This is a genomic window from Bacillus sp. HMSC036E02 (assembly GCF_001836235.1).
Taxonomy (GTDB): domain Bacteria; phylum Bacillota; class Bacilli; order Bacillales; family Bacillaceae_G; genus Bacillus_A; species Bacillus_A cereus.
Map to the genome: position 1 here is coordinate 105,078 of NZ_KV827882.1, position 19,976 is coordinate 125,053.

Consider the following 19,976-nt stretch of genomic DNA (forward strand, 5'->3'; position numbering starts at 1 on the left):
ATACTTTATTGGAGTGATGTAAATTGATGAAAAAACATTCCACTACTATATTCTGGATCATTCCTTTATTATTTTTCATTCATAACCTTGAAGAAGCTTTCCAAATGCCACAATACCTTGCTAATCAATTTTCAATCCGTCTTATAACTAGCCAACAATTTTTCATCGCCATTTCCGTATTAACAATCTTTGTATTACTTATCGTCTTTCTATATCAACTTAACTTCTTGTCTTCTATATGCTGGATTATTTTTATACAAGGGGCCATCTTCTTCAACTCTGTTCAACATATTATTTTGTTTTTCATTTATCGCTCTTATAACCCCGGCGTAATATCAGCATTTTTCATTACTCTCTTTTCTATTTTCTTTTTTTTATCAAAAAAACACTTAATTCATCCAAAGCAATTCGTAATTACACTCCTTTTCAGCTTATTTTCTTATCCCATTATAATTTGGATCACCTTACTGTTCGCTAGCTACTTTCATTCATAAAAAAAGACCTGGAAAATTCCTGGTCTATCACTCTACTTAACAAACATTGGATTCTACGTTATACAAAATTGGAAGGTACAGAATTAGGGTTCGTTTGTTAAGTTTATATGTTGAACGAACTAACAGCGGAGGGGTTCCTTCTGTTAGTCCATTAAACCCAATGATTATTTTACGATTTTTTCAAGCTCATCAAGTGAAAGATCTACTGAAATGGAACCATCATTTGTTTCTTTCTTAATTGCATCTGTTACTTCTTTTGAATGATATAGTTCAATTACTTTTTTCAATGTTGGATCATCTTTATCTTTCGTACGAGCTGCAAAAATATTAATATATGGCTTCGCATTTTCATTCTTTGGATCTTCTAAGAAAATAGGATCCTTCGCTGGATCTAATCCAGCTTGACCAGCAACACCGTTATTAATAACTGATGCTGCAACATCTTTTAACACACGAGGTGTTTGCTGTGCGATAACCGGTGTAATTTTTAATTTCTTCGGATTTTCAGCAATACCACTTGGATCTCCAAATAGACCAAAGTCTTTTTTAAGCTTTAATAATCCAGCTGCATCAAGAAGTTTTAATGCACGTGCTTGGTTCGTTGGATCGTTTGGAATTGCAATTTCTGAACCATCTGGGATTTCATTTGCTTTCTTATATTTTTCAGAGTATAAACCCATTGGCGCAATTTGCGTTGTACCAACAGCTGTAATATCTAACTTATGCTCTTTTTTAAATTGCTCTAAGAAAGCAATATGCTGGAATGAGTTTAATTCAATATCTCCATCAGCTAACGCTTTATTTGGCGTTGTGTAATCAGAGAACTCCACCAGTTTAATCTTAATCCCTTCTTTTTCAGCTTTTTTCTTCAAAATTTCCCAAGCGTCTCCATCCGTTCCAGTTACACCGACGCGAACTACTTTTTCTTTCGCTCCTGCACCCGTGTCTCCACTTGAGCAGCCGCTTAATGCTGAGACTCCTACAATCGCTGATAATGCAAATGCTAAAATTTTCTTCATTTTCTTTTCCTCTCTTCCTTTTTATGATCTGCGTAACAAGACTTTCGCAAAGTAGTTTCCTAAATTTTGAGCTATCTGTACGAGAATGATAAGTAACACGACCGTTACGAACATAACTGATGTATCAAAACGTTGATAACCATATGTCATTGCCAAGTCACCAAGACCTCCACCACCGACAAGCCCAGCAACTGCAGAAAATTCAATTAAACCAACTGTCATAAATGTGACACCTAAGATTAATGGTGCTAACGCTTCTGGTACAAGGATTTCAAAAACAATTCTAATTGGCGAGGCGCCCATTGCTTGCGCTGCTTCAATTACTCCTTTCGGAACGGAAACAAGGTTTGTTTCAACCATTCTAGCAATACCAATTGATGCGACTAACGTCATCGGGAAAATTGCCGCTGCTGTTCCAATCGTCGTTCCGATAACACTTCTTGTTAGTGGACTTAAAGCTACTAAAAAGATAATGAATGGTACCGGACGAATTGTATTAATTATGATGTTAAGAATAGAAAAGACCCATTTATTTTCTAAAAAGTTTCCTTTTCTCGTTACATATAAAAGTAAACCTAGAGGTATACCCAGAATTGTAGCGAATATAAGGGTTACAATTACCATTAAGAGGGTATCCCCCGTCGCATCTAGTATGCGCGGCCAAAATATACTCCAATCAACTCGCATGAGCTTCTACCTCCTTCAGCTGCACTTGCAGTCTTAGATGTTGTAATGCTTTTTGAATTTCCCTCTGCTCACCTTGCAACTCTACAAGAAGATTTCCAAATAGCACATTTTGAAGTTCAATAATATTTCCGTACAGTACATTTACATCGACGTTATAGTTTTTTGCGATATATGATAGTACCGGCTGTCCTGTCTCCTCACCAGTAAATGTTAGACGATAAATTTGACCACCATTTTGAATTTTCGCTAGAACACTTTCCGGTAAATGATCATTAATGACAGAACGTACAAAGTTTTGAGTCGTCTTTGTTTTTGGTTGCGTGAAAACATCAAACAGTTTTCCTTCTTCAATAACTTTCCCCTTCTCCATTACAGCTACACGGTGACAAATTTCTTTCACAACATGCATTTCATGTGTAATAAGAAGAATTGTTAAATTGTATTCTCGATTTACTTTCTTTAATAAGTTTAGAATTTCTGTCGTTGTTTCTGGATCTAAGGCTGATGTTGCCTCATCACATATAAGAATATCTGGCGATGTCGCAAGTGCTCTAGCAATGCCCACACGCTGCTTTTGCCCACCTGATAGCTGCTCTGGATAATAGTTTGCTTTATCTTCTAACCCTACAAACTTCAGCAGTTCATTTACTCTTTCTTTTATCTCATTCTTTGGTACTTTCGCTAACTTTAATGGATAAGCAATATTTCCAAATACTGTTCTTGAATTAAATAAATTAAAACTTTGAAAAATCATTCCAATTCTTTGTCTTAGTTTACGCAATTCTTTCGTCGATAATGATGTAATATCTTTATCATCTATTGAAATCGTTCCTGCCGTCGGTCTCTCTAACATATTTACTAGGCGTAATAACGTACTCTTTCCAGCGCCACTAAAACCGATAATGCCAAAAATTTCGCCTTTCTCAACTGATAATGTTACATCCTCCACCGCATGAACAGATTGGCCAGCTGATTCATACACTTTACTTACATTGGTAAAAGAAATCATTTTTTCCCTCCTATATGCTGTAAAAACTTGAAGCAGAGCTTTCGAGGTAAAATAAAAAGTGCTCTCCTTCTTATCAACCATAAAGATAAGAAGGAGAGCACTTATATGTACTCGTTCACATCTTCTCATCTTCCAAGCCTTTATATGGCTTGCTGGAGTTAGCACGGTATTAAAAAACCCGTTGCTGAGGTATCGTAGGGCCAGTCCCTCCACCTCTCTGGATAAGAATGTATCGATTTAATTGTCATTTAATTAATTCTCATTATAGAACTCAGAATAATAAGAGTCAATACATTTTTTAGAAAAATATTAATTATTCCTTTATTAAAATTTTCAGATGAAAATTCATGAGAAAATAGTAACTTTCAAGGTTATTTAAAATTCTTCTTCCTCATATTTTTAAACAGGAGAATCCTCTCCACGAATTGAATAAATTTATTTGAATATGAAACTCGGAGGCAGATAAATATATGAAAACAGCTCTTTTACTCGTCGATATTCAAAACGATTATTTTCCAAATGGAAAGATGGAATTGCGTAATCCAGTAGAAGCAAGCGAATATGCTAATCAGTTATTACAATACTTTAGAACAAACAGCGAACCTATTTTTCATATCCAACACGTAGCTATAAAAGATGACGCTACTTTTTTCCTACCTAATACAGAAGGTGTACATATTCACGAAAGCGTACGTCCACTTAGAGAAGAAACAGTTATAGTCAAACATTATCCAAATAGCTTCCGAGAAACTAATCTTCTAGAGCAATTACAGCGTTTAGACATTGAACATGTCGTTGTATGCGGGATGATGACTCATATGTGTATTGATGCTACAGTAAGGGCTGCATTCGATTTTGGCTTTCAATGTACCGTTATACATGATGCTTGTGCTACAAAAGACCTTTCTTTTAAGAACGCTACTATACCAGCTGTTTATATTCATAATACAATTTTAGCTAGTTTAAATGGTGTATATGCAAATGTAATAAGCACGCAAGAATTTTTAGCTACATAAAAAAACACTCCTTTCAGTGAGCAAAACCGAAAGGAGTGTTCCTTGTCGAACCATAGATTTTCTTTCAAATTGTATTATACAGGAAATTCTCAAAATGAATACTAAAAAATATGACTAATAAGTCAACTTTTCTCATTATTTTATTTCTGTTTACATGTTTATCCCGCTATTAATAGGTTTTAGCTCATTCTCTTCGAACGACGGTAATATATGGGGTTTCAATTTTAAAAGGAGCTCTTCACATTCTGTGAAGAGCTCCTCTACTATTTCTTATAAAGTTTCAGAAGTAGTTTTTGCTTGCATGTGAAGTGCTAAATAATCAGGTCCACCAGCTTTAGAGTCTGTACCAGACATGTTAAAGCCACCGAATGGCTGGTAACCTACGATTGCACCAGTACATCCACGGTTGAAGTATAAGTTACCAACGTGGAAGTCTTCGCGTGCTTTTTCAATATGGTCACGGTTGTTAGTAATAACAGCACCTGTTAAACCGTATTCCGTATTGTTTGCAATTGCAAGTGCATGATCGAAGTCTTTCGCTTTACAGAATGCTACTACTGGTCCGAAGATTTCTTCTTTCATTAAGCGAGCATCTTCTGCAACGTCAGCAACGATTGTTGGTTGGATGAACCAGCCTTTAGAATCGTCTCCTTCGCCACCTGCTAAGATTCTACCTTCTTCTTTACCAATTGCAACATAGCTCATTACTTTATCAAATGCAGCTTGGTCATTAACAGGACCCATGTTTGTACCTAATACTGCTGGGTTAGCAACTGTTAATTCTTTTGTTAATTCAACAGCACGATTTAATACGTGATCGTATACATCTTCATGGATTACTGCACGAGAACATGCAGAACATTTTTGTCCTGAGAATCCGAATGCTGATGCAACGATAGACTTAGCTGCTAATTCAAGATCTGCTTCTTTATCAACAACGATTGTGTCTTTACCGCCCATTTCAGCGATAACGCGTTTTAACCAAATTTGTCCTGGGTTTACTTTCGCTGCACGCTCATAGATGCGGATACCTACATCACGAGATCCCGTGAAGCTTACGAAACGTGTACGAGGATGATCTACTAAGTAGTCACCAACTTCAGAACCGTTACCTGGAACGAAGTTTACTACGCCAGCTGGTAAGCCAGCTTCTTCTAATACTTCCATAAATTTCGCTGCTACTACAGGAGTTGTACTAGCTGGTTTTAGTAATACTGTGTTACCAGAAACTAAAGCAGCTGTTGTCATACCTGCCATAATTGCGAATGGGAAGTTCCAAGGAGAAATGATAACACCTACTCCTAATGGAATGTAAGAGAAACGATTATATTCAATTGGACGGCTTTCTACTGGAATACCGTCTTTTAATTTTAACATTTGACGACCATAATATTCCATAAAGTCGATTGCTTCTGCTGTATCAGCATCTGCCTCATTCCATGGCTTACCTGCTTCTTTTACAAGAATAGCAGAGAATTCATGTTTTCTGCGACGAACGATTGCTGCAGCACGGAATAAAATGTCTGCACGCATTTCTGGCTTTGATTTTCTCCAAGTTTGGAATGTTTCATCCGCTACTTGCATTGCTTTTTCAGCTAACTCACGGCTTGCTTTTGAAACACGACCAACAAGTTCCTCTTTATTTGCAGGGTTTACAGAAACAATTTTGTCTTCTGTAGTGATTTTTTCTCCCCCGATAATTAATGGATAGTCTTGTCCAAGATAAGATTCTACTTTCTTTAAACCTTCTTCAAACGCTAATTTGTTAGCCTCCACTGAAAAATCTGTAAATGGCTCATGTTTGTATGCTACTACCATTTTTTTAGCCTCCCCTTAGAAAAACGTTTACATTTTACAACATTATTCTACACGATAATTTAGATTTATTCAAATATTCCTAGACTTATATTTTAAAAATTAATAAATTTTTAAAATATAATAAAAAAAGAGATTCATACATGCGTATGAATCTACAAAATATGAGTATATTCCAAAACATTTTTCCCGATCAATAATATAGTAACTAATAAAAATAAAGTCCTTACATATCCAACACCTTTTTGAACCGCAAACTTCGATCCAAAATAAGCACCTAAGATCATTGATAATCCCATGATAATACCGTATTCAAAATGAATTATGTCTAAGAATAAAAAAGTAATTAAAGATACAATATTACTAACAAAGTTCAAAAGTTTTCCAGATGCTGCCGCTTGAATAAAATCCAAGCCAATTAATAAAAATGCAAAAATTAAAAACGACCCTGTCCCTGGTCCAAAAAACCCATCATAAAATCCTATCATTAAAATAGCAAAGAAAAATATTAATGTTTTTCTTTGCGTCATCTTCTTATAGGTAGACACACTTCCCCAATTCTTTTTTGCAATAATATAAATAGCAATAAATACCAACATCACAAGTACTAATGGGCGTAAAATATCCGATGGAATAAATTTTACTACTAAAGCACCTGCAACAGCTCCAACAATAGTTAACGGGATTAACTTTCCTACAATTTTAAAATCAACTTTTCCTGATCGAATGAAATACATCGCACTCGTAAACGTCCCCATTGTTGCCGCTAATTTATTCGTTGCAATTGCCGAAGCTGGCGATAGGCCAACAAACATAAGTGCAGGAAGTGAAATTAACCCTCCTCCTCCAACAACGGAATCAATAAAAGCTGCTAAAAAACCGAATGCAATTAATAAAATAATGACTTGAAAACTTAATTCTTCCATGAGCTTTACCCCTCACCCCTATTTTTTACAACATTTTAAATTATAACAAAATTACATAAGAAAAAAAGCTGTTCCATAGAGGAACAGCCTTCATATTTAATCTAAAATTTTCACAAGTGGTTCATCTTGTTTTGCTTCACGTATAATAATAGCTTCTGGGCGTTCTACAGATTTAATCGTTACTTGTACTTTCATATAATTCGGGAAGTATTCCATAACAAGCCCTGCCACATATTGTGTAAAACCAACTATTTCAGCTTTTCCATTAAACTGGACAGGAATATCAAGCTTCATTTCTCTTAATTCATCATCTCTATACATACCAGTACCAATAACAGCTGTATAGTCGCCTTGGAAATAATCGCTTAGTTTTGCCTTAAAGTTGGATACTCTTGCAAGATCTTCACGTTTATTATCTGTTTTCGCTTGCTCTGATGGGAACAAATAATATTTTTCATTAATTTGTTTCCAATCTTCAACCGTTTCACTACCTTTTTCGACATTTGCATAAGAAACAAAATTACCTGGCACGAGCGAAGACTTTGGAGCTTGGCGATAAATCGCAAATGTTATCGGAATATTTTTTGTTTCAGGTTCTTTTTGATGTATGACTTTCAAAATTTCTTGCGCCATTTTTTTCCCTTCAGCTAACATCTTTTCATCTGGGATTGCAGTTTCACGTGGGTAACCATGCTCTTCGTTAAAATATTGAACAGAATTCATCGCTAATCCAACTACCATACCAACACGTTCCTCGCCGTTATCGCCTTTTTTCACATAATAATCATGCTCTAAAATATTTGAAATATATATTGGATTTTTTTTATTTTTCACTTCTAGTGATTCGGATCCTGTTCCTAATGCAGGATTTAATCCTATATTAGGAAATTTAACTGCATCTTTTTTTAATTTTTCCTCTAGTTCCTTTTGTTCAGCATCTGTACGTTTTCTTTTAACAAGCATCTGTATAGTTTGAGTATCTAGAGCTTTTCCGCCTTTTAAAAAATTATCTTTCGTACTAAATGATTCTTTTGCAATTCGCATTAATCCTGTTTCAAATTCATCTATATCAAGGCGACTATTTAACCCTTGCACCACTAAACCACGTGCCTTTCCACCATCAAATGGAATAGTCGTCTTATAATATTCATCCGAAATAGCGTATTTTGGAACAACTGATTGTTCTTTTGCTTTCCCCGATTTCCCAGCCACTTTTTCATCTTTGTCGGCACCTGCACTACACCCACTTACAAGTAGGCCAAGGCTTAATACCGCTAATGCTATTTTTTTCATGGTAAGTTTGCACCTCTTACTTATTTAGCTCTTGTAAGAACCTCTCTTCATTCCAAACCTCAACATTATGTTTCTCCGCTTGTGCTAATTTCGAACCAGCTGCTTCACCTGCAACAACTAAATCCGTACTCTTACTAACACTTCCTGTTACTTTTCCACCTAATGCCTCAATCTTCTTCTTCGCTTCACTTCGTCCCATAACTTCTAGCTTACCTGTTAAAACAACCGTTTTTCCTGCGAAGTAAGATTCAACATTTTGTAAATCTGCAATTTTTATACCTTTGTATGTCATATTCACGCCATACTCTTTAAACTGCTGTAATAACTCTAATACATCTTCATTATCAAAATATGTCACAACAGATTGAGCCATTTTTTCGCCAATTTCATTAATTGCTTTTAGTTCTTCTTCCGTTGCTTTTACAAGCTCATCCATCGTTTCAAAGTGCTCTGCAAATGTACGTGCTGCTTTCGCTCCAACGTGGCGAATTCCAAGACCAAATAATAATCGCTCTAACGAGTTTTCTTTAGAATTTTCAATTGCTTGTATTAAGTTTGTTGCTGATTTTTCACCAAAACGTTCTAACTGTAATAATTGCTCTTTCGTCAATGCATATAAATCAGCAAATGTACGAATGTAATCAGCATCAAAGAGTTGTGTAATGACACGTTCTCCAAGTCCATCAATATTCATCGCATTTCTTGAAACGAAATGGATTAATCCCTCTCGAATTTGAGCAGGACAAGTTGGATTTATACAACGAAGTGCTACTTCTTCTTCTAAACGAACAAGTTCACTCTCACATGCTGGACAATGAGTTGGCATGCGGTATTCTTCTTCCTCACCAGTACGCTTATCAAAAATAACGTTCACAACTTCAGGAATAATATCTCCAGCCTTCTTCACAACAACGTAGTCACCAATTCGAATGTCTTTTTCACGAATTAAATCTTCGTTATGTAAAGAAGCACGACGAACAATCGTACCAGCAACTCTCACTGGCTCTAGTTCTGCAGTCGGTGTTACAACCCCTGTTCGGCCAACACTTAATTCAATGCCTGTTAATCTCGTTACAACTTCTTCAGCCGGAAATTTATAAGCAATCGCCCACCTTGGACTCTTCGCTGTAGTTCCTAGACTTTCTTGAAGAGCAACATCATCTACTTTTATAACGATTCCATCAATCTCATAATCAAGATGCGGACGTTTTTCTTGCCATTCTTCTACATAAGCTATAACTTCTTCAATTGTTTCACATGTACGGCGATTTGGATTTGTCTTAAATCCGAGTTCACCTAAGAAATCCAGCGATTCACTATGTGATGAAATTGTTTTTTCTTCTACATTCGCAAGACCATACACAAACATAGATAAGTTACGCTTCGCTGCAATTTTCGGATCAAGTTGACGTATTGAACCAGCTGCTGCATTACGCGGATTCGCAAATACATCTTCTCCATTTTGCTCTTTTTCTTCATTTAGTTTAACGAATGAACGCTTCGGCATATAAGCTTCGCCTCTTGCTTCTAACGTTACTTCTTCATTTAAACGAAGTGGGATAGCTTTAATCGTTTTTAAATTTTGAGTAATATCTTCACCCGTTACACCATCACCACGTGTCGCCCCTTGAATGAAGCGTCCTTTTTCATAATGAAGCGAAACGGCAAGCCCGTCAATTTTTAATTCACATATATATCTTACATTCGCACCATCAATTCCTTGACGTACTCTTCTGTCGAAATCACGTAAATCTCCTTCGTTAAATGCATTTCCTAAACTTAACATTGGTGACTTATGTGTTACTTTTTCAAATATATCAAGAACAGTCCCCCCAACGCGAACGGAGGGAGAATCTTCACTCATAAACTCTGGGTTCTCTGCTTCTAATTTTATAAGCTCCTGCATATTACGGTCATATTCCGCATCAGAAACAGAAGGATTGTCTAATACGTGATATTGATAGTTAAATGTATTTAACAAGTCACGTAATTCTTCTATACGTTTTTTTACTATCTCTTTTGACATATCCTCATTCCTTTCCTATTGTTTCGTCACAGGTGCAAATTTTGCTAACAAACGTTTAACACCAATTGGGCTTGGGAACGCAATATCTAATTCTTTTGCATCACCTTCACCTTTTACACTTACAACTGTACCGACTCCCCATTTTTGGTGGGAAGCTTTATCTCCTACTGCCCAGCCAATTTGTTCGCCGCCTGTCGTCTTAGCTGCAGGGCGCGCGAAAGCTGAACGAGAGCGTGTTGCTGTTGTGATTGTCGTTTTGCCGCTACTTGCCGTTCTGCCTTTTGTACCAAACGATGTTTCACGCTTCGGCGCTGTTTCATTTAATGATTCCACTAGTTCTGTCGGGATTTCTGTAATAAATCGAGACGCAGCGTTCATACTTGTTCTACCAAATAATGTACGCATTTGCGCGTTAGATAAATATAGCTCTTCTTCTGCACGAGTAATACCTACATAAGCAAGACGACGTTCTTCTTGCATTTCATCCTCTTCCATAAGAGAACGAGTATGAGGGAATATCCCTTCCTCTAAGCCAACAATAAAGACAACCGGGAACTCTAATCCTTTCGCCGAGTGCATCGTCATTAAAATAACTTCTTCACCAGCAGTTGGGTCTTCATCTACACGATCAATATCAGCAACAAGTGCTAAATCTGTTAAGAATGCAACAAGGCTCTTATCTTCGCTTTGAGATTCAAATGTTTGCGTAACAGATAAGAACTCGTCTAAGTTTTCTAAACGACCTTCCGCTTCTAAAGAACGTTCATTTTTCAACATATCGCGATAGCCTGTTTTTTCAATAACTTCTTCTACTAATTCTGTAACAGATAAATACTCTTGCATATTTACCCAGTTATTTAATAAATTCGCGAATTCTTTTACTGCCTTTGTAATTTTTGCACTTACTCCAACATGCTCAATCTCATCAAATACAGCAGTTAATGAAATTCCATTTTGCACACCGTAATTAATAATTTTATCGATAGAAGTCGCACCAATGCCACGCTTTGGCACATTTATAATACGTGCAAAACTAATTTCATCATCTGGATTACCGATTAAACGTAAGTACGCCAAAATATCTTTAATCTCTTTACGATCGTAGAACTTCGTACCCCCGACAATTTTATATGGAATGTTAGATTTAAGGAAAATCTCCTCGACCATACGAGACTGAGCATTCGTACGATATAGCACTGCAAAATCAGTATATTTTCGTTTCCCCATTTGAATATCGTCACGAATTTTTTTTGCAACAAAATACGCTTCGTCCTTTTCAGTTGCAGCACGATAATACGAGATTTTACTTCCAACTTGATTGTCTGTCCATAATTTCTTCGGCTTACGATTCGTATTTTTTTCAATAACAGCATTCGCTGCATTTAAAATATTTTGTGACGAACGATAGTTTTGTTCTAACAGAATTACTTGTGCATTCTCATAGTCTTTTTCGAATGACAAAATGTTAGAAATATCTGCACCACGCCAGCGATAAATAGACTGGTCAGAGTCACCCACAACGCAAAGATTTTTAAAACGCGCTGCCAAATGTTTAACAAGAAGATATTGCGCTTTATTCGTATCTTGATACTCATCAACATGAATATATTGGAACTTACGCTGATAAAACTCTAATACTTCTGGAACACGTTCAAATAGCTGAATCGTCGTCATAATTAAATCATCAAAGTCTAATGAATTATTTTTCAAAAGACGCTTTTGATACTCTGTGTATACATCGCTCGTTAATTTTTCATATGGATCAGCCATTGTAATTTTTTTTGCATATTTATCCGCAGATAACAGTTCATTTTTCGCATTACTAATACCCGCTAAAATAGAGCGCGGCTCAAATTTCTTCGGATCAACATTGCGCTCTTTCATAATTTTTTTGACTACAGTTAGCTGATCACCTGAATCTAAGATTGTAAAGTTACGATTAATACCAATACGATCGATATCGCGTCGTAAAATACGTACACACATAGAGTGAAACGTCGAAATCCAAATATCTTCTGCTTCTGGTCCCACAAGTGTATCAATACGCTCACGCATTTCACGAGCTGCTTTATTTGTGAAGGTAATAGCTAGTACATTCCATGGTGCTACACCTTTTTCACCAAGTAAATACGCAATACGATGTGTTAACACACGTGTCTTACCACTACCTGCACCTGCCATTAATAGAAGTGGTCCATTCGTTGTTTGTACTGCTTTTTGTTGCTGTGGATTTAAACCGTTTAATAACTTATCTGTCATACTCATATACGCCTGCACCTACTCTCCTTTTACTGCTTTAACTGTTTTTAACGCCGATTTTATATCATCATAAATAATATTTCCAACAACTACTGTATCAGCATATTGTGCCATTTCTTTCGCCTGTTCTGCATTAGAAATACCACCGCCATAATATAACTTAGCTTGTTTCAATTCTGCTTTTACATTTTTAACAAGTTCAACATCTCCATACGTACCGCTATATTCTAAATAAAATATCGGTAAACGTAATAGCTTGTCTGCTAAACGAGCATATGCAATAACGTCATCTTCTGTTACATCACATTTCGCTTCTGTAAGCTGGGCTACTTTCGCCTCTGGATTTAAAACACAATACCCTTCCATAAAAATTTCGTCCCAGTCCATAATATCCCCAAATTCTTTCAATGCCTCATGATGAACACCTGTTACCCATTCTACTTTTCGGCTATTTAAAACACTTGGGATGTAATAAAAATCAAATCCTGGTGTAATTGCTTCTACATCAGAAACCTCTAATACACAAGGAACTGCATATCTACGAATGCTAACTAGCATGTGTAATACGTTATCAATTGTAACTCCATCACTTCCGCCTACAATAACCGCATCAGTTCCAGACTCACAAATCATTTCTAAATGTTCATCGCTTAACTCCTTATTTGGATCAAGCTTAAATACATGTTTCCATCCGGAAATATCGTACATGAAAACACCCTTCCTTTTCTCTAGTTATATATATTTCTGTTCAAAATAACAGTTTATTTTCATCATTATTGTTTTAACTTCATCTTAAATATTTGTTTAAAACGGAGAATTAAGTTTGGAATTACCTCTTCCATATTTTTTAAACTAGAGGATTTAATTTTGAAGTTCCTTTTATGCATTCTTTCATTATAACAAAAAAAGTTACTTACACACACGCACATTCCAACATCTTTTTCCACGTCAAATGTTGGATTACATATCCCAAAAATCAAACGGGATACTAATAAAAGAAATAGTATTATCTATTTCAACTTTCATAAAAAGGAGTGTTTTTCTAATGAAGCAAAATATCGGGACAATAAACGCTCTAATTCGAATTACACTTGGGCTCGTCCTCTTCGGATGTAGTGCAACTAAACTTGTACGCAAGCCGTGGTGCACTTGGTCTAACATTTTTCTATGGATTGGTGCAATGAAAGTTGCAGAAGGAATTGTTCGTTTCTGCCCTGTTGTTGAAATGTGGAAATTCGGAAAATACATGAACATGGGGGCATTTAAAATGCCTAGCATGAATTTTGCTGAAAAAGGACATGCTAAAGAAGAAGTGAATCAAACTTCCACTCATGACAAGCCAGAGTCAAAAGGAAGTTATGACGCTTCTGACAAAGAGATTGAGTCAGCGATTGAAGATATAATCCTGGCAAAACCGCTTTGAATCATTTGTCACGATGTAAGATGCTCTCAAAGGGACTTAGCTGCTGCAGTGGGCGGTTAAGTCTTCTTTATTTTACCATAAAACAGAACATATATTCTCTTTTTGAACCTTAAAATGTATATAAAAGATATCAACCAATAAAATTCAGAAAATTAGATGCATACCTCTTGCTTAAAATGATATAAAAGTGATATCATTTTTATATCAGGAGGCGATCATATGAAAGAAAAACAAGTATTTTATGTAAATGGTTTTCTCGGTATTATTGGAATTTTGATTTTAGCTGCTATCGGTGTATTTTTCCTTGCACAAGAAATTTTCATAGGAGCGGCACTAACTATTATATTAGCCGCAGTTCTCGCTACAGGTATCGGTATTGTTCAACCGAATCAAGCGAAGGTTATTACGTTCTTCGGTAATTATTTAGGAACAATTCGTCAAAACGGTTTATTTTTAACGATTCCGTTCGCATTCCGTCAAACTGTATCTTTACGTGTTGAAAACTTTAACAGTAAAAAATTAAAAGTAAATGACGTTGATGGAAATCCAATTGAAATTGCAGCTGTTATCGTATATAAAGTTGTTGATTCTGCAAAAGCAATGTTTGGTGTTGAACATTATGATCGATTTGTAGAAATTCAAAGCGAAACGGCAATCCGCCATGTTGCAACAAAATATCCTTATGACAATTTCCAGGATGAAACCTGCGTTACGTTACGCGGAAATACTGAAGAAATCTCTGAAGAATTAAAACGTGAGTTAGAGGCGCGTCTTGAAATTGCTGGTGTAGAAGTATTAGAAACTCGTTTAACGCACTTAGCTTACGCAACAGAAATTGCCCATGCAATGCTACAACGCCAGCAAGCAAAAGCAGTATTAGCTGCTAGAAAAGAAATTGTTGAAGGTGCTGTGAAGATGGCGAAAGATTCCATCCATATGTTAGATGAAGAAGGCGTACTAGAACTCGATGACGAGCGTAAAGCAAATATGGTAAACAACTTATTAGTTGCCATCGTTTCAGATAAAGGTGCGCAGCCAGTTATTAATACAGGAAGCCTATACTAAGGGCTATAAGTAATTATGGCTAAAAAGAAAAGCTTTCCATTACGTATTGATCCTGAATTACACGCAGTCATCGAAAAATGGGCAAATGATGAATTTCGTAGCGTCAATGCACACATCGAGTATTTACTTCGAGAAATGGCAAAGCAAAAAGGGAAATTAAAAAAAGATAAAGATGCATAAAAAATCCCGCTGATTCCTCAGCGGGATTTTTACATATTAACTTTTCGTCATCTCATGCCCAATTGCACGATATCCTATATCACTTCGATAAAATAGACCATCACTCTCAATTTTACCGATTTCTTTATATACTTTATCTTTTGCTTCTTGTAAACTATTTGCCTTACAAGCAACAAATAATACACGGCCACCGTTCGTTACAAAGTCCCCATGTTTCATTGCTGTACCTGCATGGAAAACAATCACATCTTGCAGTGCATCTAGTCCGCTAATAATATCACCTTTTTTATATGCTTCTGGATATCCTTTAGAAGCAAGTACAACACCGATTACCGCTTCTTCTGACCATTGTAACGTTAGTTCACTTTCATCTAATACAGCGTTACATACATCAACTAAATCGTTTTCTAATCGAGGTAATACAACTTCTGTTTCAGGATCACCGAAGCGTGCATTAAATTCAATTACCTTCGGACCATCATTTGTTAAAATAAGACCTGCGTATAAAATACCTGTAAACGAACGGTTTTCTTCAATCATCGCCTTAGCAGTTGGATGCAATACGGTTTGAATCGCTTCTTGAACTGCTGATTCTGGAATTTGTGGTACTGGAGAATATGCACCCATTCCACCCGTATTTGGACCTTTATCACCATCAAAAGCTCTTTTATGATCTTGGGCGATTACCATTGGATGTACAGTTGTTCCATTCACGAATGCCATTAATGAAAATTCTTGTCCATCTAAAAACTCTTCAATAACAACCTTCTTACTTGCCGCGCCGAATTTCACATCTTGCAGCATTTCTTTCACAGCTTGTAATGCCTCTTCAAGCGTCATCGCTACCGTTACACCTTTACCAGCAGCTAGGCCGTCAGCTTTAATAACGATTGGTGCACCAACTTTTTGAATGTACTGTACTGCTTCTTCATAATCTGTAAAAGTTTCGTACGCCGCAGTTGGAATATCATACTTTTTCATAAGCTCTTTTGTAAAAGCTTTACTACCTTCAATAACAGCAGCCGCTTTATTCGGACCAAATACGCGAAGTCCCTCTTCTTTAAAACGATCAACAATTCCATTCATAAGCGGAATTTCTGGTCCAACGAAAGTTAACTCAACATTATTCTCTTTTGCAAATAAAACTAATGCATCAAAATCATTTTCATCAATATCAACTGGTGTTGCAACATCTCTCATACCTTCATTACCTGGTGCTACATATACCTTTTCTACTTTTTCAGATTGTGCAAACTTCCAAGCTAAAGCATGCTCACGCCCACCGCGGCCAATTACTAAAACATTCATATTTCATCCCCCAATAATTAAATAAGTACAAACTAGAAGCTATGCTCCTAGTTTGCTTTTTCATATCAATAAAAGGTTATCTCGACCGGACTTTTTAAACATCCATATCAAGAAAGGTTTAAAAAGGAGGATTAAGAGAACCGAGCAGGTCGAGGCGCATTTGCCAGGAGGACACGGAGTGTAGCTTTCCTACATGAGTACCGCACTGGCGATGCAACGACGACATGCGAAGATTATCTTAACCGGACTTTTTTAACATCCTCTATTAGTGTTTGAAATGACGTACGCCAGTGAACACCATAGCAATCCCATAAGTATCTGCCACTTTAATAGAATCTTCATCACGGATTGATCCGCCCGGTTGAATGATTGCTGTAATTCCTGCTTTTGCTGCTTCTTCTAATGTATCTGGCATTGGGAAGAAAGCATCAGATGCAAGTGCGCTACCTTGTGCTTTTTCACCAGCTTGTGTAATTGCGATTTTTGCAGAACCTACACGGTTCATCTGTCCCGCACCAACACCAATTGTCATATCATCTTTCGCTAAAACAATTGCGTTTGATTTCACATGTTTTACAACTTTCCAAGCTAGTTTTAAATCTTTCCATTCTTGCTCTGAAGGTTCACGTTTCGTTGGAATTGAAATTGTACTTTCATCTAATGATAACGTATCTTCCTCTTGAACGAGAAGTCCACCTTGTATAGAAGTTAGTTTTTTGCTTGCACTTGTCGCTTTTTCAATATTTATAGTTAATAAACGTAAGTTCTTCTTACTTTGCAACACCTCTAAAGCTTCTTGTGAGAACGAAGGTGCGATAACAATTTCTAAGAAAATTTCATGTAACTTTTCTGCTGTAGCTTTATCAATTTCACGATTTGCTGCGATAATACCGCCGAAGATTGATACTGGATCTGCTTCATAAGCACGAGTATATGCTTCGTGAATATTAGTTCCTACTCCAACACCACATGGATTCATATGTTTTACTGCTACTACTGCTGGTTCTGTAAATTCTTTTACGATGCTAAGCGCTGCGTCTGCATCATTAATATTGTTATACGATAATTCCTTACCGTGTAATTGTTCTGCGTATGCAACAGAAGAAGTTGCTGCAAATGGCGCTTTATAGAAAGTTGCTTTTTGATGTGGGTTCTCGCCATAACGTAAGTCTTGCTTTTTCTCAAATGTCACAGTTAATGTTTCTGGACTTTCTTCACCCATTTGCTCTGTTAAGTAGTTAGAGATTAACGCATCATATGCCGCTGTATGACGGAATACTTTCGCTGCTAATTTACGTTTCGTTTCTTCTTTTACTTCACCGTCTTCTTTCAGTTCTGCTAATACAACATCGTAATCTACTGGATCTACAATTACCGATACAAATTTATGATTTTTCGCAGCAGAGCGAATCATTGTCGGGCCACCGATATCAATATTTTCAATTGCATCAGCAAATGTTACATCAGGCTTAGCGATTGTTTCTTTAAATGGGTATAAGTTAACAACAACAAAGTCAATTGGCTCTATACCTAACTCATTCATTTGTGTTACATGTGTTTCATTATCACGAACTGCTAATAGACCACCATGAATATTTGGATGTAATGTTTTCACACGGCCATCCATAATTTCAGGGAAACCAGTTACTTCAGAAATGCCGATTACTTGTAAGCCATTTTCTTCTAGTAACTTTTTCGTACCACCTGTTGAAATAACTTCAATCCCTTGTTCTAGTAACCCTTTAACAAATTCTACTACTCCTGTTTTATCTGAAACACTTACTAATGCACGCTTTTTCATTTATCCTTCACCCCTGGTTGTATGTTAGTTAACAGTTGATTCTTTCACAGACTGAACAATTTGATTCACTGTATTTACGTATAATTTATGTTCAACTTGTTGAATTTTCTTTTGTAAGCTTTCTCTCGTATCCCCTTCAGAAACAACCACTGCTTCTTGTGCAATAATTGGCCCTGTATCCATACCTGCATCTACATAATGAATTGTTACTCCAGTTACTTTCACACCTGCTTCTAACGCTTGACCGACAGCATCTTTACCCGGAAAGCTCGGTAGTAATGATGGATGAATATTAATAATCTTCCCGCCGTATGCTTCTAGTAACGTCGGCCCGATTAAACGCATATATCCAGCTAAAATAACATAATCAATTTCATATTCTTCTAGCTTCTTTAATATCTCTTTTTCAAACGCTTCTTTTGACTCATATGCTTTCGCTGAAAAAGCAAAACACGGAATATGATGATAATTTGCCCGTCCAACAGCTCGTGCTTCTGGTTTATCACATACTAATAAACTAATTTCTGCACCCAATCTTTTTTCTTCTACCGCATTAACGAGAGATTGAAAGTTAGATCCACTTCCAGAAGCAAAAACTGCTAATCTACTCATAGTGCTGTGCCCCCATTAAAAGTAACGCCAGCTCCTTGTATAGTACGTCCAATAATACGAGCCATTTCTCCTTGCTCTTCAAGAAGACGAACAACATCTTTTGCATCTTCTTCCTTCACTGCTACTACCATACCAATACCCATGTTAAAAATATTGAACATTTCTTTCTCTTCCAGTTTTCCAACTTCTTGAAGCAAACTAAAGATCGGCTGAATTTCCCAAGATCCTAGTTCAATCTCAGCACCGATTCCTTCTGGCAACATGCGTGGAATATTTTCAATAAATCCACCACCTGTAATATGCGCCATACCGTATACTTCATGTTTCTTCAATAGTTCTAAAATAGGTTTGACATAAATTTTCGTTGGTTTTAATAATTCTTCACCAAGAGGTAGTTCTAAGCGGCCATAAATACGCTGTAAAGATAGTTCCCCATCTTCTAATAACACTTTTCGTACTAAAGAGTAACCATTGCTATGAATACCGCTAGATGCTAAGCCAATTAGCACGTGACCAGCTTCAATCTTTTCACCTGTTACAATTTTCTTTTTATCAACAATCCCAACTGTAAAACCAGCTAAATCATATTCTTCCGTAGAATACATTCCTGGCATTTCAGCTGTTTCTCCACCGATTAATGCACAACCAGCTTGGCGACAGCCCTCTGATATACCTTTGACGATGTTTTCAATTTTACTAGGTTCAGCTTTACCACAAGCAATATAATCAAGGAAGAAAAGCGGCTCTGCTCCTTGGACAACAATATCATTTACACACATTGCTACTGCATCAATACCAATTGTGTCATGTTTATCTGCCATAAAAGCGAGCATCAATTTCGTTCCCACGCCATCTGTTCCAGATACTAATACAGGTTCTTCTAATGCAAATTTTGATAGATCAAACATACCTCCAAAACCGCCTAAACCGCCTAGTACTTCTTTTCTCATAGTTGTTTGTACGTGTTTTTTCATGCGAGATACCGCTTCATATCCAGCTTCAATATCTACTCCTGCTTGCTTATATGCATTCGCCATCGTTAT

General features: G+C 36.5%; 17 protein-coding genes, 1 pseudogene and 1 riboswitch. Of the genes and pseudogenes, 5 read left to right on the forward strand and 13 right to left on the reverse strand.

Features of this window, described 5'->3' with window-relative positions; translation table 11 throughout:
- The first annotated feature begins 26 nt into the window (after positions 1-26).
- Positions 27-494 (forward strand): HXXEE domain-containing protein, encoded by a 468-nt coding sequence (locus HMPREF2590_RS28190; protein ID WP_001986283.1) that lies wholly within the window; start codon positions 27-29, stop codon positions 492-494.
- Between the two features lie 164 nt (positions 495-658).
- On the opposite strand, the gene HMPREF2590_RS28195 is transcribed toward HMPREF2590_RS28190, so the two are convergent.
- Genes HMPREF2590_RS28195 through HMPREF2590_RS28205 form a run of 3 tightly spaced genes read right to left on the reverse strand, consistent with a single transcriptional unit; the run spans position 659 to position 3,209 of the window.
- Positions 659-1,513 (reverse strand): MetQ/NlpA family ABC transporter substrate-binding protein, encoded by an 855-nt coding sequence (locus HMPREF2590_RS28195; protein WP_000721595.1) that lies wholly within the window; start codon positions 1,511-1,513, stop codon positions 659-661.
- 21 nt (positions 1,514-1,534) lie between these two features.
- Complete coding sequence (locus HMPREF2590_RS28200) at positions 1,535-2,200, reverse strand: methionine ABC transporter permease (RefSeq protein WP_001261865.1); 666 nt, start codon at positions 2,198-2,200, stop codon at positions 1,535-1,537.
- Positions 2,190-3,209 (reverse strand): methionine ABC transporter ATP-binding protein, encoded by a 1,020-nt coding sequence (locus HMPREF2590_RS28205; protein ID WP_000623013.1) that lies wholly within the window; start codon positions 3,207-3,209, stop codon positions 2,190-2,192. Before HMPREF2590_RS28205 ends, HMPREF2590_RS28200 begins: the two co-directional genes overlap by 11 nt.
- A gap of 122 nt (positions 3,210-3,331) precedes the next feature.
- A riboswitch (SAM riboswitch) is annotated at positions 3,332-3,437 on the reverse strand.
- A gap of 242 nt (positions 3,438-3,679) precedes the next feature.
- Between HMPREF2590_RS28205 and HMPREF2590_RS28210 the strand changes: the two are divergent.
- Positions 3,680-4,245, forward strand: a pseudogene (locus HMPREF2590_RS28210) (cysteine hydrolase family protein).
- 250 nt (positions 4,246-4,495) lie between these two features.
- Here HMPREF2590_RS28210 and pruA read toward each other — a convergent pair.
- The 6 genes from pruA to pcrB form a co-directional block, all read right to left on the reverse strand.
- Positions 4,496-6,043 carry an L-glutamate gamma-semialdehyde dehydrogenase gene (pruA, locus tag HMPREF2590_RS28215; RefSeq protein ID WP_000259555.1) on the reverse strand — a complete coding sequence of 516 codons (1,548 nt, stop codon included), beginning with the start codon at positions 6,041-6,043 and terminating at the stop codon, positions 4,496-4,498.
- A 152-nt stretch (positions 6,044-6,195) separates the two neighbouring features.
- Entirely contained in the window at positions 6,196-6,966 is a 771-nt protein-coding gene (locus HMPREF2590_RS28220; RefSeq protein ID WP_000391975.1) for a TSUP family transporter, read from the reverse strand.
- A gap of 96 nt (positions 6,967-7,062) precedes the next feature.
- Positions 7,063-8,259 carry a CamS family sex pheromone protein gene (locus tag HMPREF2590_RS28225; RefSeq protein ID WP_044584071.1) on the reverse strand — a complete coding sequence of 399 codons (1,197 nt, stop codon included), beginning with the start codon at positions 8,257-8,259 and terminating at the stop codon, positions 7,063-7,065.
- 16 nt (positions 8,260-8,275) lie between these two features.
- Positions 8,276-10,285, reverse strand: coding sequence for an NAD-dependent DNA ligase LigA (gene ligA / locus HMPREF2590_RS28230; protein WP_000031613.1), 2,010 nt, complete (start codon positions 10,283-10,285; stop codon positions 8,276-8,278).
- A gap of 15 nt (positions 10,286-10,300) precedes the next feature.
- Positions 10,301-12,550: a DNA helicase PcrA gene (gene pcrA, locus HMPREF2590_RS28235; protein ID WP_002100669.1), complete on the reverse strand. Its 2,250-nt coding sequence runs from the start codon at positions 12,548-12,550 to the stop codon at positions 10,301-10,303.
- 12 nt (positions 12,551-12,562) lie between these two features.
- Complete coding sequence (gene pcrB / locus HMPREF2590_RS28240) at positions 12,563-13,252, reverse strand: heptaprenylglyceryl phosphate synthase (protein ID WP_000272103.1); 690 nt, start codon at positions 13,250-13,252, stop codon at positions 12,563-12,565.
- Between the two features lie 337 nt (positions 13,253-13,589).
- Here pcrB and HMPREF2590_RS28250 point away from each other — a divergent pair, with 337 nt between their 5' ends.
- The 3 genes from HMPREF2590_RS28250 (at position 13,590) to HMPREF2590_RS28260 (ending at position 15,212) form a co-directional block, all read left to right on the forward strand.
- Positions 13,590-13,967 carry a YgaP family membrane protein gene (locus tag HMPREF2590_RS28250; RefSeq protein WP_000812345.1) on the forward strand — a complete coding sequence of 126 codons (378 nt, stop codon included), beginning with the start codon at positions 13,590-13,592 and terminating at the stop codon, positions 13,965-13,967.
- A 219-nt stretch (positions 13,968-14,186) separates the two neighbouring features.
- Entirely contained in the window at positions 14,187-15,032 is an 846-nt protein-coding gene (locus HMPREF2590_RS28255; protein WP_000660669.1) for an SPFH domain-containing protein, read from the forward strand.
- Between the two features lie 15 nt (positions 15,033-15,047).
- The gene (locus HMPREF2590_RS28260; RefSeq protein ID WP_001085171.1) at positions 15,048-15,212 is read left to right on the forward strand and encodes a type II toxin-antitoxin system antitoxin; all 165 of its coding nucleotides are present in this window, start codon (positions 15,048-15,050) and stop codon (positions 15,210-15,212) included.
- A gap of 36 nt (positions 15,213-15,248) precedes the next feature.
- On the opposite strand, the gene purD is transcribed toward HMPREF2590_RS28260, so the two are convergent.
- The 4 genes from purD to purM all read right to left on the reverse strand — a co-directional run bounded on the left by purD (position 15,249) and on the right by purM (position 19,970).
- A complete protein-coding gene (gene purD / locus HMPREF2590_RS28265) occupies positions 15,249-16,520 on the reverse strand; it encodes a phosphoribosylamine--glycine ligase (protein ID WP_001101977.1) in 1,272 nt (423 codons plus the stop codon).
- A 265-nt stretch (positions 16,521-16,785) separates the two neighbouring features.
- A complete protein-coding gene (gene purH / locus HMPREF2590_RS28270; protein ID WP_000745436.1) occupies positions 16,786-18,321 on the reverse strand; it encodes a bifunctional phosphoribosylaminoimidazolecarboxamide formyltransferase/IMP cyclohydrolase in 1,536 nt (511 codons plus the stop codon).
- 24 nt (positions 18,322-18,345) lie between these two features.
- Entirely contained in the window at positions 18,346-18,933 is a 588-nt protein-coding gene (gene purN, locus HMPREF2590_RS28275) for a phosphoribosylglycinamide formyltransferase (RefSeq protein WP_000088596.1), read from the reverse strand.
- The gene (gene purM, locus HMPREF2590_RS28280; protein WP_070861630.1) at positions 18,930-19,970 is read right to left on the reverse strand and encodes a phosphoribosylformylglycinamidine cyclo-ligase; all 1,041 of its coding nucleotides are present in this window, start codon (positions 19,968-19,970) and stop codon (positions 18,930-18,932) included. Before purM ends, purN begins: the two co-directional genes overlap by 4 nt.
- Between the last annotated feature and the right edge of the window lie 6 nt (positions 19,971-19,976).